Annotated in this window: 21 protein-coding genes; 15 read left to right on the top strand and 6 right to left on the bottom strand. The window is 61.8% G+C overall.

The features are described 5' to 3' along the window. Window positions 1-10 precede the first annotated feature (10 nt). From ctaD to DFR46_RS12530, 11 genes are all read left to right on the top strand, one after another. Complete coding sequence (gene ctaD, locus DFR46_RS12485) at window positions 11-1669, top strand: cytochrome c oxidase subunit I (protein WP_116236737.1); 1659 nt, start codon at window positions 11-13, stop codon at window positions 1667-1669. 51 nt (window positions 1670-1720) lie between these two features. Further along, window positions 1721-2671, top strand: a complete 951-nt coding sequence (locus DFR46_RS12490) for a heme o synthase (protein ID WP_116237337.1) — start codon at window positions 1721-1723, stop codon at window positions 2669-2671. Further along, complete coding sequence (locus DFR46_RS15015) at window positions 2668-2799, top strand: hypothetical protein (RefSeq protein WP_281270033.1); 132 nt, start codon at window positions 2668-2670, stop codon at window positions 2797-2799. The genes DFR46_RS12490 and DFR46_RS15015 overlap by 4 nt, the downstream gene beginning before the upstream one ends. Further along, window positions 2796-3347 carry a cytochrome c oxidase assembly protein gene (locus tag DFR46_RS12495; protein WP_116236738.1) on the top strand — a complete coding sequence of 184 codons (552 nt, stop codon included), beginning with the start codon at window positions 2796-2798 and terminating at the stop codon, window positions 3345-3347. The genes DFR46_RS15015 and DFR46_RS12495 overlap by 4 nt, the downstream gene beginning before the upstream one ends. A 46-nt stretch (window positions 3348-3393) precedes the next feature. Then, on the top strand, window positions 3394-4206 hold the full coding sequence (locus DFR46_RS12500; RefSeq protein WP_116236739.1) for a cytochrome c oxidase subunit 3: 813 nt from the start codon (window positions 3394-3396) through the stop codon (window positions 4204-4206). Window positions 4207-4239: 33 nt separating this feature from the next. Then, complete coding sequence (locus DFR46_RS12505) at window positions 4240-4629, top strand: DUF983 domain-containing protein (protein ID WP_116237338.1); 390 nt, start codon at window positions 4240-4242, stop codon at window positions 4627-4629. Next, window positions 4626-5204 (top strand): SURF1 family protein, encoded by a 579-nt coding sequence (locus tag DFR46_RS12510; protein ID WP_116236740.1) that lies wholly within the window; start codon window positions 4626-4628, stop codon window positions 5202-5204. The genes DFR46_RS12505 and DFR46_RS12510 overlap by 4 nt, the downstream gene beginning before the upstream one ends. After that, window positions 5204-5557: a hypothetical protein gene (locus DFR46_RS12515; protein ID WP_116236741.1), complete on the top strand. Its 354-nt coding sequence runs from the start codon at window positions 5204-5206 to the stop codon at window positions 5555-5557. Before DFR46_RS12510 ends, DFR46_RS12515 begins: the two co-directional genes overlap by 1 nt. Before the next feature lie 11 nt (window positions 5558-5568). After that, window positions 5569-6966, top strand: a complete 1398-nt coding sequence (gene thrC, locus DFR46_RS12520; RefSeq protein ID WP_116236742.1) for a threonine synthase — start codon at window positions 5569-5571, stop codon at window positions 6964-6966. Further along, window positions 6963-7826 (top strand): class I SAM-dependent methyltransferase, encoded by an 864-nt coding sequence (locus DFR46_RS12525; RefSeq protein ID WP_116236743.1) that lies wholly within the window; start codon window positions 6963-6965, stop codon window positions 7824-7826. Before thrC ends, DFR46_RS12525 begins: the two co-directional genes overlap by 4 nt. Window positions 7827-7894: 68 nt before the next feature. After that, a complete protein-coding gene (locus DFR46_RS12530) occupies window positions 7895-8245 on the top strand; it encodes a hypothetical protein (RefSeq protein ID WP_116236744.1) in 351 nt (116 codons plus the stop codon). A 12-nt stretch (window positions 8246-8257) separates the two neighbouring features. Here the strand turns inward: DFR46_RS12530 and DFR46_RS12535 are convergent, their stop codons facing one another. The 3 genes from DFR46_RS12535 to DFR46_RS12545 all read right to left on the bottom strand — a co-directional run bounded on the left by DFR46_RS12535 (window position 8258) and on the right by DFR46_RS12545 (window position 10023). Then, the gene (locus tag DFR46_RS12535) at window positions 8258-8905 is read right to left on the bottom strand and encodes a heme exporter protein CcmB (RefSeq protein ID WP_116236745.1); all 648 of its coding nucleotides are present in this window, start codon (window positions 8903-8905) and stop codon (window positions 8258-8260) included. Next, window positions 8902-9486: a heme ABC exporter ATP-binding protein CcmA gene (ccmA, locus tag DFR46_RS12540; protein WP_116236746.1), complete on the bottom strand. Its 585-nt coding sequence runs from the start codon at window positions 9484-9486 to the stop codon at window positions 8902-8904. Before ccmA ends, DFR46_RS12535 begins: the two co-directional genes overlap by 4 nt. A gap of 126 nt (window positions 9487-9612) precedes the next feature. Continuing rightward, window positions 9613-10023 carry a metallopeptidase family protein gene (locus tag DFR46_RS12545; RefSeq protein ID WP_245953847.1) on the bottom strand — a complete coding sequence of 137 codons (411 nt, stop codon included), beginning with the start codon at window positions 10021-10023 and terminating at the stop codon, window positions 9613-9615. 56 nt (window positions 10024-10079) lie between these two features. On the opposite strand from DFR46_RS12545, the gene DFR46_RS12550 reads away from it, so the two are divergent. Continuing rightward, a complete protein-coding gene (locus DFR46_RS12550) occupies window positions 10080-10370 on the top strand; it encodes a 4a-hydroxytetrahydrobiopterin dehydratase (protein WP_116236747.1) in 291 nt (96 codons plus the stop codon). Between the two features lie 12 nt (window positions 10371-10382). Here the strand turns inward: DFR46_RS12550 and DFR46_RS12555 are convergent, their stop codons facing one another. Further along, window positions 10383-11177: an SDR family oxidoreductase gene (locus DFR46_RS12555; RefSeq protein ID WP_116237340.1), complete on the bottom strand. Its 795-nt coding sequence runs from the start codon at window positions 11175-11177 to the stop codon at window positions 10383-10385. Window positions 11178-11368: 191 nt separating this feature from the next. Between DFR46_RS12555 and DFR46_RS12560 the strand changes: the two genes are divergently transcribed. The 3 genes from DFR46_RS12560 (at window position 11369) to DFR46_RS12570 (ending at window position 14816) form a co-directional block, all read left to right on the top strand. Then, window positions 11369-12424 carry a serine hydrolase domain-containing protein gene (locus tag DFR46_RS12560; protein WP_116236748.1) on the top strand — a complete coding sequence of 352 codons (1056 nt, stop codon included), beginning with the start codon at window positions 11369-11371 and terminating at the stop codon, window positions 12422-12424. Between the two features lie 68 nt (window positions 12425-12492). After that, window positions 12493-13269 carry an ATP-binding cassette domain-containing protein gene (locus DFR46_RS12565; RefSeq protein WP_116236749.1) on the top strand — a complete coding sequence of 259 codons (777 nt, stop codon included), beginning with the start codon at window positions 12493-12495 and terminating at the stop codon, window positions 13267-13269. Further along, window positions 13266-14816: an ABC transporter permease/substrate-binding protein gene (locus tag DFR46_RS12570; RefSeq protein ID WP_116236750.1), complete on the top strand. Its 1551-nt coding sequence runs from the start codon at window positions 13266-13268 to the stop codon at window positions 14814-14816. Before DFR46_RS12565 ends, DFR46_RS12570 begins: the two co-directional genes overlap by 4 nt. Here the strand turns inward: DFR46_RS12570 and DFR46_RS12575 are convergent. Together DFR46_RS12575 and nrtS are read right to left on the bottom strand one after the other, a co-directional pair. Next, window positions 14813-15739 carry a formylglycine-generating enzyme family protein gene (locus DFR46_RS12575; RefSeq protein ID WP_116236751.1) on the bottom strand — a complete coding sequence of 309 codons (927 nt, stop codon included), beginning with the start codon at window positions 15737-15739 and terminating at the stop codon, window positions 14813-14815. The two genes, DFR46_RS12570 and DFR46_RS12575, sit on opposite strands and share 4 nt — an antisense overlap. Further along, a complete protein-coding gene (nrtS, locus tag DFR46_RS12580; RefSeq protein WP_170136938.1) occupies window positions 15736-15987 on the bottom strand; it encodes a nitrate/nitrite transporter NrtS in 252 nt (83 codons plus the stop codon). The genes DFR46_RS12575 and nrtS overlap by 4 nt, the downstream gene beginning before the upstream one ends. Window positions 15988-16039: the final 52 nt, after the last annotated feature.

Below are 16039 nucleotides of genomic sequence, written 5' to 3' on the forward strand. Positions count from 1 at the left end.
GTTCGTACCGATGACCGACACCACAGCCACCCCCGCTCATTTCGACGCTGCAGGCCATGACGAGGCGCATCATGACGCCGACCACAAGCCGGGCTTCTTTGTCCGCTGGTTCATGTCGACCAACCATAAGGATATCGGCACCCTCTACCTGATTTTCGCGATTGTTGCCGGTATCATCGGCGGCGCGATTTCTGGCATGATGCGCATGGAGCTCGCCGAGCCGGGCATCCAGTATCTGGAGGCCTGGACGGGCGAAACCGGCAATGCCGCGCTCCATTTCTGGAATGTGATGATCACGGCGCATGGCCTGATCATGGTTTTCTTCATGGTCATGCCGGCAATGATCGGCGGCTTTGGCAACTGGTTCGTGCCGCTGATGATCGGCGCGCCGGACATGGCCTTTCCGCGGATGAACAATATCAGCTTCTGGCTGCTGGTTCCGGCCTTCCTGCTGCTGATGGGATCGACCCAGGTCATGGGAACGACCGGCCTTGGCGGGGGTACCGGCTGGACGGTTTATGCGCCGTTATCGACGCAGCCGGGCGGCCCGGCAACGGATATGGCGATCCTTTCGCTCCATCTTGCCGGTGCGAGCTCGATCCTTGGCGCGGTGAACTTCATCACGACAATCTTCAACATGCGCGCGCCGGGCATGACGCTGCACAAAATGCCGCTCTTTGTCTGGTCGGTGCTGGTGACGGCCTTCCTGCTGCTTCTCTCGCTTCCGGTGCTGGCTGCGGCCATCACGATGCTGCTCACGGACCGTAATTTCGGAACGGTATTCTTTGATGCGGCTGGCGGCGGCGATCCGCTGCTCTACCAGCATCTGTTCTGGTTCTTCGGCCATCCCGAAGTGTATATCATGATCCTGCCGGGCTTCGGCATGGTCAGCCAGATCGTGGCGACGTTCAGCAAGAAACCTGTCTTCGGCTATCTCGGCATGGCCTATGCCATGGTCGCAATCGGTGTTGTCGGTTTCGTCGTCTGGGCGCACCATATGTTCACCGTGGGCCTGTCGCTCAACATGAAGCTCTACTTCACCGCCGCGACAATGGTGATCGCGGTGCCGACAGGCATCAAGATCTTCAGCTGGATCGCCACCATGTGGGGTGGTTCGGTAAGCTTCAAAACCCCGATGATGTGGGCCCTGGGCTTCATTTTCATGTTCACGATCGGCGGCGTGACCGGCGTCGTGCTGGCCAATGGCGGCTTCGACAACTATGTGCATGACACCTATTATGTGGTGGCCCATTTCCACTATGTGCTGTCGCTTGGCGCCGTTTTCGGCATTTTTGCCGGCTGGTATTACTGGTTCGGCAAGATGTTCGGGAAAATGTACAACGAGTTTCTCGGCCATCTCCATTTCTGGGTTTTCTTCGTCGGTGTGAACATTCTGTTCTTCCCGATGCATTTCCTGGGGCTGGACGGCATGCCGCGCCGCTATCCGGATTATGCCGATAGCCAGGCCTATTGGAATGAGATCGCCAGCTATGGCTATGTGATCATGGGGGTCGGTATGCTGATCTTCTTCGTCAACATGGCCTGGTCGCTGGTGGCCGGTAAAAAGGCTGCGGACAATTATTGGGGAGAAGGCGCAACGACGCTCGAATGGACTCTGTCGAGCCCGCCGCCTTATCACCAGTTCAACAAGCTGCCGAAGATCGACTAGAGCGCGCCTGCCGCCCAGCATTGTGCCGGGCGGCAGACCCGGATGGAACAGATGACGACACAGACCGCCTCTCGCCCGGCTTCATCGGCCACAGGGCCGGTGATCGCCGATTGGCGCGATTTCTATGCGCTGACCAAGCCCGGCGTGATGAAGCTTGTCGTCTTCACCGGACTGGCCGGCATGCTGGCCGCACCGGTGCAGCTCCATCCGGTTCTCGCCTTCACGGCGATCCTTGCCATCGCACTTGGCCATGGCGGAGCGGCAACCCTCAACCAATGGTATGAAGCCGATCTCGATGCGAAGATGAAGCGCACCGAAGACCGCCCGCTTCCTGCCGGCAGGATGGATCGCGATACGGCCCTGCATTTCGGGGTCGGTCTCAGTGCCTTCTCGGTCCTGTTGATGGGCTTGGCGACTAACTGGCTGGCTGCCGCCACGCTTGCCGTGACGATCCTCTTCTATGTCTGTGTCTATACGATCTGGCTCAAGCGCAGGACGCCGCAGAATATCGTGATCGGTGGGGCGGCAGGGGCCTTTCCGCCCATGATTGGCTGGGCTGCGGCGACGGGCGACATAACGCTGATGCCGATCCTGCTTTTTGCGCTGATTTTCCTCTGGACGCCGCCCCATTTCTGGGCGCTCTCGCTATACGTTAACGCGGATTATGCGCGCGCAGGCGTTCCGATGATGACGGTTGTCGCCGGCCCGCGTTCCACGCGCCGCCAGATGCTGCTCTATGCGCTGCCGATGATTGCTGTCGCCATTGCACCATGGCCGCTCGGCTTGGCCGGGCCGATCTACGGTGTGACAGCAACGCTGCTGAGTGCGGGTTTCCTCCTGCTGACAATTGCCGTGGTTCGCAACCCGTCGGCAAAACCGGCCAGGATGGTTCCCGAAAAGCGGCTGTTCCTTTTTTCGATATTCTATCTGTTCGCCCTGTTCGGCGCCTTGGTGATCGATGCCTGGGTGCCTGTCGGGCAGGCAATGGGAGTAAGTGGATGACACCGGAAGAAGAAAAAACCGTTCGGAAGCGCCAGCGCAGCCGTGCGATCGTCACCGGGCTGATCCTGGGCGGGCTCGCATTGCTGTTCTATCTCATCACGCTGACTAAGCTGATGGTGGCTTCATGAGTTTCGCCTTGCAGCGGAAAAATCGGCGCAGCGCGATTATGGCCGCGCTCCTGGTTGCCGGGATGGTTTCGCTCGGTTTCGCTTCCGTGCCGCTCTACAGGATTTTCTGCCAGGTGACAGGATTCGGCGGCACGACCCAGCGTGTTGAGGCGATGGCTGGCGATATGGTGGCCACGGGCGAAATGGTCACGATTCGGTTCGACTCGAATACGTCGCGCAATCTGCCGTGGAATTTCGTGCCCGAACGGCACACCAACCGGATCGGGATCGGCGAACGCCAGATTGCCTTTTACCGCGCCGAAAATCTCGGTGCGCGGCCAGTGACCGGCACGGCGACATTCAATGTCACGCCGCTGGAAGCGGGCCAGTATTTCAACAAAATACAGTGTTTCTGCTTCACTGAACAGACGCTGCAACCGGGCGAAGCCGTCCGGATGCCGGTAACCTATTTCGTCGACCCGGCGATTCTTGACGACCCCGATATCGGCGATGTCGAGGAAATTACGCTTTCTTATACTTTCTACCCCGTGGACGAAAACGCATCCTAGGGTTAGAGACCTGATTCACACGCTTCACTAAAGGGATTTGAGCGCAATGGCTGGAGCCGCCCCCGAACACGATTATCATCTCGTCAATCCGAGCATCTGGCCGTTTATCGGTGCCATGAGTGCGCTGGGCATGGCGGCCGGCGGCATCATGTGGATGCACGAACAACCCTATGGCGGCTGGCTCTTCTTTGCCGGTCTTGGCGCCGTTCTCTTCACGATGTTCAGCTGGTGGGTCGATGTTATTCGCGAAGCCAATAGCGGCGACCATACGCCCGTTGTGCAGCTGCATCTGCGGTATGGCATGATCCTGTTCATCGCTTCGGAAGTGATGTTCTTTGTCGGTTGGTTCTGGGCCTTTTTCGGCGCGGCGCTCTTTCCATACGAGGCGCTGGGGGGCTCATGGCCTCCGGAAGGCGTTCATGTCTTCGATCCGTTCACCTTTCCGCTCCTTAACACGCTGATCCTGCTCTGCTCGGGCACAACGGTTACCTGGGCGCATCACTGCCTGCTCAACGGCGATCGCGAAGGCCTGAAGGCGGGCCTGTGGCTTACGATCCTGCTCGGCATCCTGTTCAGCTGCATTCAGGCGTATGAATATGCCCATGCTGCGTTCGATTTCTCGGGCAATATCTATGGCGCCACCTTCTTCATGGCGACGGGTTTCCATGGTTTCCACGTCATCATCGGCACCATCTTCCTCGCTGTATGCCTCATTCGCACCTATAAGGGCGACTTCACCCCGAAACAGCATTTCGGCTTCGAGGCGGCGGCTTGGTACTGGCATTTCGTCGATGTCGTATGGTTGTTCCTCTTCGTCTCCATCTATGTATGGGGCGGCGCGGGCGCCGAGATCCATTAATCGACCCATGGAAGAGCGGTGCGGGCGCGCGCGATGAGCGAACCCACCCCTCTCCAGTCAGGAATAGCAGGTGCGTGTCCGCGCTGTGGCGCGCTGACTGTGTTCGATGGCCCCGTGCATTTCGCGGCGCGCTGCCGGGCCTGCAATCTGAACTATGCGGGCTTCAATGTCGGTGACGGGCCGGCGGCGTTCCTGACGCTCATCATCGGCGCCCTCGTGGTTGCGTTGGCACTGGCTGTCGAACTCTCCTTCAAGCCGCCCTTCTGGGTGCATATCCTGCTTTGGGTTCCGTTTACCGCGGCTGCCGTGGTGTTCGGTCTGCGGGTCGGCAAAGGTGTGTTGCTGTCACTGGAATATCGTAACGCGGCGCGGGAAGGCCGGATCGAAGACGACAAGCCTGTCGATGGAGATCCGGGCGAATGAAGCTTCCGCTCATTCCTACAGCCTTTGTGCTGACTGCCATGGCCTGCATGATTGGGCTTGGCGTCTGGCAACTGCAGCGTAAGGCGGAAAAAGAAGCCTTGCTCGATCGCTATGTTCAGGCCGCCACCATGCCACCGGTCGCCTGGCCGGAAACGCCCGATATGGATCTGCTCTTTCGCCGGGCGACGGGTTTTTGCCTGGAACCGGTGAGCTGGCGTGCCATTGCCGGTCAGAACCGCGCGGGGGATGTTGGCTGGCGTCATATCGCAGCATGCCGCACGGGCGGCGGCGAGGGCCCGGGTATGCAGGTGGTGATGGGCTGGTCGCAGTCCGTGAATTCGCCCGAAGGCTGGGATGGTGGCGAAGTAACCGGAATCATCACGCTGGATCCGGAATTCGGTTTGCGGCTGGTTTCGGAAGAACCCGTGGCGGGTCTGCAGGCGGTGGCCTTGCCGTCGCCGGAAGATATTCCGAACAATCATCTGCTCTATGCCATCCAATGGTTCTTTTTCGCTGCCGCTGCAGGGATAATTTATGCGCTCGCCCTGAGGCGCAGACTGCGCGAATTGGCCTGATGCGCGGCTGGGCGACGATCATTGCCCTGGGGCTTTGCTTCCTCGGATCACCGGGCAACGCGTTACAAATGCCGCCACAGCCAAGCTCACCCCCGCCACCTCCGCCACTGCAACAACCTCCGCCGTCGCAGGATGATGGTAACCGCCCGCCGCGTGATCCATCGGCCAACGAGCCGGAAGGCGCGCCGCGTCTATCCTGGTACAATGGCGATTATGTCGCGAAATCAATCGCGTCGGTTACGACGATTGACGATCCGGTGATCGGATTTGGCAATGAAGCCCTGTGGACGAGCCCGCCGTCGCTTCCCGCTCCCGATCAATCCGATGTTGCCGGGCCAGTCGACCCTGACTAAGGCCCTCACTCATGCAATATATCAGTACAAGGGGTAGCGCACAGGCGCTTGGTTTTGAGGGAGCGACGCTTGCCGGCCTCGCATCCGATGGTGGGCTATACGTTCCGGAGAGCTGGCCGCAGTTTTCGCGCGCTGACATCGCGGCTCTTGCCGGTTTGTCCTACGCCGAAACCGCTGTGCGGGTGCTGGCGCCCTTTGTCGGCGACGCGTTGAGCGAAGAGGAGCTGCGCGACCTGTGCGAAGCCGCTTATGGGCGCTTTTCACACAAGGCGGTCACGCCGCTTGTCCAGCTCGACGAACGCAACTGGTTGCTTGAGCTGTTCCACGGTCCGACCCTGGCGTTCAAGGATGTAGCCCTGCAATTGCTGGGCCTTCTGTTCGAGCGGTTTCTTTCGGGCAAGGATCGTCATCTGACGGTCGTCGGGGCAACGTCGGGCGATACCGGATCGGCGGCTATCGATGCGCTGGCAGGCCGCGAAAAGGTCGATATCTTCATGCTGCATCCCAAAGGCCGAGTGTCTGAGGTTCAGCGGCGGCAGATGACAACGGTGCTAGCGCCCAATGTCCATAATATTGCGATTGAGGGCAATTTCGACGATGCCCAGCGGCTCGTTAAGGCGATGTTCGGGGATGCACAATTCGCCGACAGGTTTACGCTGTCGGCGGTCAACTCGATAAACTGGGCGCGGCTTGCGGCGCAGATCGTCTATTATTTCTATTCCGCCGTCCGGCTGGGCGCGCCGGACCGGGCCATCGCCTTTTCCGTGCCGACAGGCAATTTCGGCGATGTCTTTGCCGGCTATGCGGCTGCGCAAATGGGTCTGCCAGTGGCCCGGCTGATCGTCGCGACCAATGTGAACGACATCCTCCATCGGGCAATGGTGGCCGGCGATTATTCGGTCGGCGAACTGACGCCGACACCGGCGCCGTCGATGGATATTCAGGTCAGCTCCAATTTTGAACGCTTGTTGTTCGATCTGTATGACCGCGATGGCGATATCTTGTCATCGGTGATGAGCAGTTTTGAGACAAGCCGGGCGCTCAAGCTGGACGACCGGGCGCATAGCCGGATCGGCAAGCTCTTCTCCTCTGCGAGGATCGACAATGATGCGATGTCCATGGCGATGCGCCATGCCGCTTCGGAAATGGGCGAAATCATCGATCCGCATACCGCGATCGGTCTTTCGGCGGCGATCAGTGCCGATCTTGCTCCAGATATTCCCATCGTCACGCTGGCGACTGCGCATCCGGCCAAATTCCGCGATGCGGTGGAGCGGGCAACCGGCCAGCGACCGGCGCTCCCCGCCCGCATTTCGGGGCTGTTCGAGCGTGAGGAACGCTATGATACGTTGCCCGGCGAATTGCAGGCGATCGAAGCCTATATCGCCGAGCGCGCGACGGAAACGTGAAGTTCGCCACCCTGATCGCCGAACCCTGGGCCGATTACGGGCTTGTCGACTCGGGCCATGGCCGCAAGCTTGAACGCTATGGCCGCTTCCGTTTCATCCGGCCCGAACCCCAGGCCATGTGGGCGCCGTCCTCGGAAAACTGGCGCGCCGATGGCGAGTTTGTTCCGGCGTCTGATGAAGATGGCGGTGGGCGCTGGCATCTGGACGCGGGCGTGCCGGAGGAAGGCTGGCCGCTGGCATGGGAAGATGTCCGCTTTCAGGCGCAATGTACGCCCTTTCGCCATCTCGCTTTCTTTCCGGACATGGCTTCGCACTGGAGCTGGATGCGCGAACATGTGGGCGATGGAAGCGAAGCGCTGAACCTGTTCGGCTATACCGGGGTCGGCAGCCTCGCGCTTGCCTCCAGGGGCGCAAAGGTCACCCATGTCGATGCATCCAAGAAATCCGTCGAGGCCGGCAAAGCGAACGCCGCGCTTTCGGGTATGAGCGATCTGCCTATACGCTGGATGGTCGATGACGCAGCGAAATTTGCCGCGCGAGAGGTTCGGCGCGGACGGCGCTATGACGGGATCATGCTCGATCCGCCCAAATGGGGGCGCGGCCCGAAAAAGGAACTCTGGCAGCTCGAAGAAGGGCTGCCCGGGCTGATCGAGGATTGTGCGAAGCTGCTGGACGGCGACAGCAGGTTTCTCGTGCTGACGGCCTATGCCGTGCGCATGTCTGCATTGGCGATCGGCGAGCTGGTGTCGCAGTCGCTCGGCCATCTCGGCGGCACGGTCGAATGCGGGGACATGGCGGTGCGAGAAGAAGCGCGCGGCCTGTCCCTGCCGACGGCAATCTTTGCGCGCTGGTCGCGCTAACCGTCCCCGGATAGGACAGCGCTTCGGCCGGACTCCACAAAATCGCGGTCCGCGTTCATGGTTAACCCATGGTTATCCGAGTCGTTTCCGCGCTTGTCGCCGCCGCCATGGCCTTTCCCGCATCGGCGGCGGAGAAGCTGCCCTATGACATCGCCAATTTCGGTTTCGGTCCGTCACAGACGGTCGCGCCGTCTGCTATGCGATCGCCGGGCCCGCAGATCGCTTATGATGTCAGCGGTTTGCTCTATGAGCGCATGCCCGATCATGTCGCTCTTGGGTATCGGCTTGAGGGGCTGACGGGCAGCGTGCCCGCATACCGTGTCGTCCGCGAAGTCGGTCCGCTGGAATATAAGCTTGAGGGACTGGTCCATGCCCCGGCGACAGGGCCATCATTGGCGATGGCGGCCGGCGCTCCCTGAGCGGGCGTGCCGCTATTCCCGCATGATGCGGATTGCCGCGCCGGTCGCGAATGGCGCTGTCGCCAACAGTAACAGTGCCGAGGCCCCGAGCAGGAAATAGGCACCGCGTTGCAGGTCATCGAGCGCGCCCGCGCCGAAGATGAGGATCGGCACAGCAAGCGGCAGCATCAGCAAACCGGCCAGCGCGCCGCCGCTCCGTAGCCCCGCCACGAGCGCAGCAACAGTGACGGCCAGCGCCGCCAGGCCGATACTGCCCAGCGCCAATCCGAGCTCAAGCCTGATCAGGCTGTCGGCGTCCATGCCGAGCAGCGCGGAGGCAGGCAGTGCTGCGAGCATCAGCGGCGGTCCGAATCCGATCCAGTGCGCGCCGATCTTGGCGACCGCGACAATCTCCTCGCTGATTCCGCGTATGGCATATTGATCGAGAACGCCCGCGTCGCGATCCGGTGCGATCAGCCGGTCGATCGGCAGCAGGGCGGCGAGGAGTGCGGCCGTCCACAGCGCACCGCCGCCGACCCGGCCCAGTATCGCGGGGTCGGGGCCGATCGCGAAGGGAAAGAGCGTGGCGACCAGCAGGAAAAACACAAGCGGCATCAGCCAGCCGGAGCCGGAATAGGTTTGCGCGAGATCGCGCCGGGCAATAGCGAATACCGCCGTCACGTTACCGCACCGATAGGCAGTTCTACAGCATCCGGCATTGCCAGGGGCTGATGCGTTGCGGCGATCACGATGCCGCCTTGAGAGCGATGTTCGGAAATTGCCGCCTCCAGCTGCGCGCGGGATTCCGTGTCGAGGCCGTTGGCCGGTTCGTCGAGCAGCCAGATATCGGCCTTGCCGGCGATAACCCGGGCCAGCGCAGCCCGTTTGGTCTGGCCGGTCGAGAGCATCCGAACCGGTATGTCGGCGATAGCGCGGAGCGCCATCCAGTCCAGCGCGGCATGCACATCCGCCGCATCCTGCCCGTCGAGCCGCGCCCAATAGAGCAAGGCCTGCTCAAGCGTTTGGTTCCGGCTCAGCGCAGCCTGCTCTCCGGCGAAGGCGAGCATCCCCTGTTTCTCAACCGTGCCTGACTGAGCCGGCAACAATCCCGCGATTATCCGCAACAGGCTGGTCTTGCCTGCGCCGTTTGGCCCGGTCACGAGCGCCGCGCCGCCGGGTCCCAAGGTCAGATCGAGCCCGCTGAAAAGCGCGCGATCGCCGCGGACACAGCCCAACGCCACAAGATGCAACATCGTCGCCATCAGGTTTGGCGCATTCCGGCTCGGCAAGGTGCGTTGGTATACAAAACAGGCTTTCGGTCGATGCAGGGTCCGTCAGCCTATAGGGCAGGGCGTGACCGCGCTCAAACCTTAACGAGTGTGCCTCGACTAGTCCGCGCTGTCCTCTAGTGCGTGCATATCGGCGTCGCTGAAGCCAAAATGATGGCCGACTTCGTGGATCAGCACATGATGGACAAGCTGTTCGACGCTGATGCGACGCTGCGCGGCTTCGGCAAGAATTGGCTGGCGGTAAAGATGGATGATGTCGGGAAGCGTTCCGAAATCGGAAACGCTCTTCGTTTCGATCGGCCGGCCCGTGTAAAGGCCGGAAAGCTGCATCGGATGGGTGAGGCCCACAGCATTCAGCGATTCCGCGTCGGCATATTCCTCGACCCGCAGCACCACATTGCCCATTTGCTCGCGAAATTCGAGCGGTAGACCGTCTAGCGAACGGCGCGCCATCGCCTCCATCGCATCGGCATCGGGCGCTCGGGCTGCAAAGCTTTCGTCAATCCGCATATTCAGGCAGATAGGAAGCCGAACCCGGTATGGTAAGATCAGAAGGATTACAGGTAATGGTCGACAAATTGAGCGACAATGGTCGCAAAGCCGCTCTGGAGACACTTTCCGGCTGGACGCACGATCCTGAACGCGATGCGATTTCGCGGCGCTTCCAGTTCGCCGATTTCAGCGAAGCCTTCGCCTTCATGACCCGCACCGCCTTGCTAGCCGAAAAGATGGATCACCATCCCGAATGGTTCAATGTCTACAACAGGGTGGACGTCACCCTGACCACCCATGATTGCGATGGACTGTCCGAGCGCGACGTGAGGATGGCGACGGCGATGGAAGGGTTTGCGGCCTGATCAGCCCTGGCGTCATTCCGGTACGGTGCGCGCCATGCCAAGGCTTTTCCGCAAACGGCCCGGCATCCAACGCGCAGCAAAGGCCAGCTTCTTGGCGGTTTTGCCGACGGTTGTGTGCAGTTTTTCGCCATGCACGGCTTCCCATGCCGCTTCGGCGACGGCGGAAACCGGCGTGATTTCCATCCCGGCCTCGGCGATCATGTCGCGCACGGACGAATTACCGCCGGTCAAACCGCCATCGAGGATCGGCGTTTCGATAAAGCTCGGCATCAGCGCGCGCGACCGTATGCCATAAGGCTTGAACTCGATATCCAGACCCTCGGTCAGTGCGCGCACCGCGAATTTCGTTCCGCTATACACGACCAGCCCTGCCGCGCCGTAAATCCCGGCTGCCGAACTGGTGTTGAGGATACAGCTGTCAGGGGTATCTCGCAGCATTTCGAAGGCCGCGCGTGTGCCGCTGACGACGCCGGTAAAGTTGATCGCAATCGAGCGGTCTATTTCGTCGTCGGTCATCTCCTGGAGCGGTCCGCCCAGGCCGATCCCCGCATTGTTGAACAGGACATCCATCCGCCCGCCGGTGCGCTCGCCGAACGCCGCAACAACCTGTTTCCATTGTTCGCGGTCCGTCACGTCGAGCCGGTGGATCGAGAACTGCCCGGCTGGCAGCCCGGCTGCCGTTTCCTCCATCCCCGGCTCGTTGATATCGGCCAGCCCGACAAACCAGCCGCGCTCCCCGAAATAGTGCGCCACTGCCCGGCCAATGCCCGATGCGCCCCCGGTGATGAATATCGATTTGTCTGCCATGAGAATCCCCATCCGTTTTTCTTTGCTACTTACAACGAGTCTCGCTCCCAAGTGCAAACACTTTCTTCCGACGATCGGGGCGGCCTGTGCTGATCGGGCGAGGGACGTAGAAACGGCCCGGCCATGCCTTGTTTTCGGGTGAATTTCCGCTACAATTACGACTGTTGTCATAATGAAGGGAGCAATGGCGGATGCGATACCGGTTCTTTCTGCGATTTGCCTCGATACTGTTACCGCTTATGGCGTTGCCCGCGGCCGCTTTCGCCCAAGCCGAAGAACTTGCCGCTGAACCGGCTATCGTGCTCCACCGCGATACATTGGAAACCCAGATCGACGATTTCATGGCCGATGCCGGCTATGCGGGCGTGGTGTTCATCGCGGTGGATGGCGAGACCTTGCTCCACAAGGCCTATGGCATGGCGCACGAAGATCTCGGCGTGCCGATCGATCTCGACACGGTATTCGGCATCGGATCGCGGCCCATCGATTTCACCATTGCGGCCATTTCCCTGCTCGAACAGCGCGGTGAGCTGAGCCAGGATGATACGCTCGCCGACTATCTGAACAATGTTCCGGCCGACCGCGCCGGGATGTCGATCCGGCAGATGATGACCGGCGCTTCCGGCCTGCCGGACTTTCCCGCGAATGCAAGCGACTGGGACGCCGATCTGGCCTGGATCGACCGCGCCGAGTTCGAGCGCCGGACGCTGGCGGCGCCGTTGCTCTTCGCGCCGGGAGAGGGTGACGAACATTCGCATTGGGCCTTCGGCATGCTGGCTGCGATTGTCGAACGGGTGAGCGGCCAAAGCTATTCGGCATTTTTGCGCGAGAATTTTTTCGATCCGGCGGGTATGGCTCGAACGGGCAATTACGGTGAAAGCCGGAATCTGGCGCTCACGGATTTTGCCGCCGGGGGAGGCGTTCAGCGAGGCTTGCCGAATATCCCGCCCAATTGGGGGCCGACAAGCTGGCTCGTCATGGGTAGTGGCGGCATGTTCTCCACGGTTGGCGATCTCAGGCGGTTCTACGACTATATCACGACGAGCGGCGTTCTCGAGCCGCGCTATACCGAGCTGTTTCTGAGCCGGCGAGGGAGCCTGGACGGTTCCGACCGCGGCTTTGAGCTGTTCAGCTTCTCCGACAACGGTTTCCGCGATCAAGCCTATGTGATGCTCAACGAGAGCGGGGAAGAGGGCTCGATCCTGCGGATCGCGCGCCCTATCATGGCGTTTCTGACCGCCGAATAAGGCTGCTTTCCCTGTTTCCCACCCGCCATGGTTGACCCGGCAGGCCCGCCCCGCGATGCTTGGGCGCGATGGACAGGAAAAACGGCCCCGCCGTCAGTTTTGACGGCATAGCGAAAAGTTTCGACGGCGGCGCGACCTTTGCCGTGAAACCCCTGAGTCTCGAAATTGCCGGCGGATCGTTCGTCGCGCTGGTCGGCGAATCCGGATCCGGCAAGTCGACCTTGCTCAAGATGATCAATCGGCTCGTCGATCCGAGCACAGGAACCGTCGCGATTGCAGCGACGCCTGTCGACGACCAAACCTCTTCGGATTTGCGGCGGCATATCGGCTATGTGTTTCAGAATATTGGTCTGTTTCCGCATATGAGCGTTGCGGAGAATATCATGATCATACCCCGGTTGGGCGACGGCAGGATCGTCAACGCTGTGCCCGACCTGCTCGAACTGGTCGGCCTTCCAGGCGATGTCGCAGATCGCCTGCCCAGCGAATTGTCCGGCGGCCAGCAGCAGCGTGTCGGCGTTGCCCGGGCGCTGGCCGGCGAGCCGGGCCTGATGCTGATGGACGAGCCGTTCGGCGCGCTCGATCCGGTTACCCGGGATCAGCTTGGTGAGACCTATCGCGCCCTGCATGACCGGCTGGGGCTCACCACGATCATGGTGACGCACGACATGGCCGAGGCCTTGCTCATTGCCGATCGTATCCTCGTGATGAGCGAAGGTCGGGTTGCCGCCGACGGCACGCCCGAGGCCCTGCTGGCGGGCGAAGGCGGAGCCGAGGCCAATGCGCTGATCGCCGTGCCCAAGGGCCAGATGGCGAAACTTCGCCAGCTCGAGGCGCGCTCGTGAATTCGCGGCTTCAGGAGGCCTTCGCCCAGGTCCCGTCGCTGCTGGCCGATCATGTGCTGTTGTCGGCGGCGGCCCTGTTGCTCGGGCTTGTCGTCGCCCTGCCGCTTGCCGTCGGTGCATCGCGCAGCGACCGGCTCCGCCAGTTCGCCCTTGGCCTGGCGAGCCTTGTCCAGACGATCCCGGGTCTTGCGCTGCTGGCGCTTTTCTACCCGCTGTTGCTGGCGCTCAATTCGGCGCTGGTTCCGCTGGGCGTTGCGCTGCCGGCGCTCGGTTTCCTGCCTGCTCTGCTGGCGCTCGGTCTCTATGCGGTGCTGCCGATCCTGCGCAATGCGGTAACCGGGATTGTCGGCATCGATCCGGCGATTATCGAGGCCGCGGACGGTGTAGGCATGACCCCGCGGCAGAAATTGCGGTTGGTCGAGGCGCCGCTTGCCGCGCCCGTCGTGATGGCCGGAATCCGTACCGCCACTGTCTGGACGATCGGCGCCGCGACGCTGTCGACCACGGTCGGCCAGTCCAGCCTGGGCGACATGATTTTCGCCGGGCTCCAGACGCAGAACTGGACGCTTGTCCTGGTGGGCTGCCTGGCCGCCGCCGCTCTCGCCCTGACCGCGGACGCGCTGCTGGGCCTGATCGAGACCGGCATTGCGCAGCGCCGCCGGTGGATGATCGGAACCGGCCTGATCGCACTTTTCACTGGCGTAGCCATCGCCCTGGCACCGCTGATTCTGACCCAGTCCCGGTCCGATGTGGTGACGATAGGGGCCAAGGGTTTCAGCGAGCAATATATCCTAGCGCGTCTGATCGGCGACCGGCTGGAGGGGGCGGGTTATGAGATCCGTTATCGTGAGGGACTTGGTTCGGCGATCGCCTTCGAGGCGCTCGCGCGCGGCGATGTCGATGTCTATGTAGACTATACCGGAACGCTCTGGACCAATGCGATGCGCCGCGACGACAACCCTCCGCGGGACGAGATGCTGGACGAGCTGACCGACTGGGTGGCCGACACCCGCGATGCGCGTGTGCTCGGACGGCTGGGTTTTGAAAACACATACGCCTTTGCAGTCACGCAAGAAACCGCCCGGCGACACGGGCTTGAGAGCATCGACGATCTGGCCGGCGTCGCGCCCCAGCTCACCATGGGCACCGATGTTGAGTTTCTGAACCGGCCCGAATGGGCCAGTATCCGCGCTGCCTATGGCCTCGCCTTCGGGGCCGCCCAATCCTACCAGCCGACATTCATGTACCGGGCCGTCGAGAGCGGTCGGGCCGATGTGATTACCGCCTTTTCGTCCGATGGCCGCATCGCCGCCAGCAACCTCGCCGTGCTTTCCGATCCGCGCGGGGCGATCCCGAATTACGATGCGGTGCTCATCGTTGCGCCGGGCCGGGCCGATGACGAGCCTTTTGTTACGGCGCTGACGCCGCTTCTCGACGCCATTCCCGTGGAGGCGATGCGGGAGGCCAACTATATGGTCGATCGCGACGAGGAAAAGGCGAGCCCGGGCGAAGCGGCTGCCTGGCTGGCGGATCAGATCGCGCGCTAGCCTGTTCTGCCCTCTGCCGGATAGACGAGACGGAAACCGATATGGTTGGTGCCGAGCCCCCGCTCCTGAAACTGGCGGGCCGAGGGCCGGTAGCGTGCACAGTAATTGGCGGCGCACAGGAAGGATCCGCCCTTGATTACGGCGCTGCCCGGCGCGCGCCGATCGGCTTCGGCCGTCCATTCCCAGACATTGCCGATCATGTCGTAAAGCCCGAAGCCATTGGGCGGGAAACAGCCGGCGGGCGCGCGGCCGTCATAGCCGTCTTCGCCCAAATCGCGTTGCGGGAATATGCCCTGATAATAATTGGCGGCGGGTGCGCCTTCGCTGGTGAGCGGCGTATCGGCTGCGTGCTGCCCTCCGCGCGCCGCATATTCCCACTGGCTTTCACTGGGTAATGCACCGCCCGCCCATTCGGCATAGGCCAGCGCATCCCGGTAAGCGATCTGGACGACCGGATAGTGTTCGCGATCCTCGATGGAGCTGCCCGGCCCCTCGGGCCGTCGCCAGTTTGCACCGACGACCCAGCGCCACCAGCTGGGATTGTCTGCCGACGGCACCTGGAACACGGCCGATCCGGGCTGCAGCATTTCCGGCGGCGCGCCAGGCATCGGCGGAGGATCCTGCTCGGCCAGCGTCACATAGCCGGTGGCGTCGACAAAGGCCGCGAACTCGGCATTGGTTACTTCATGTGCGTCCATCGCAAAGCCGGAGACAGTAATTTCGCGGGCCGGACCTTCCTCGGGATAGCGTGGATTCTCCCCCATCACGAAACGGCCTGCCGGGATCCCGATCCGCCTGTTCGATACGGTATCGATACAGGGCGCCGGCACAGCCGTTTCGTCCGCCCGTTCGGCAGGCGTCTGGCTGCAAGCACCGGCCCATCCCAACAAGCAGGGGAGGATAAGGGCAAACCAGCGTCTCATCGCGCCGCCTTTTTTGTCTCATAGAGCAGCGCGGCGGTCGAATAGCTGCTGACGCCATAAGGGACGAGATAGGTGAGGAGGATCTTCCAGAGCGCCGGCATCGCGCCGGCCAGCATCACATCGCCCTGGTTGATCAGGATCAGCAGTGTACCGATGATCGCCGAGATCCTGAGCCCGCGCGAAACGGCGACTGGGCTCACAAGGAACCGCGAAAAGGTAACATTCGGCCGTTCGTTTCTATCATCCATTTGCAACCCCTCCTCACCGGCAATGCCTAGACCGGAAGGAGCCGCCGGGACA

It is taken from the genome of Parasphingopyxis lamellibrachiae (genome assembly GCF_003385775.1).
GTDB classification, from domain to species: Bacteria; Pseudomonadota; Alphaproteobacteria; order Sphingomonadales; family Sphingomonadaceae; genus Parasphingopyxis; species Parasphingopyxis lamellibrachiae.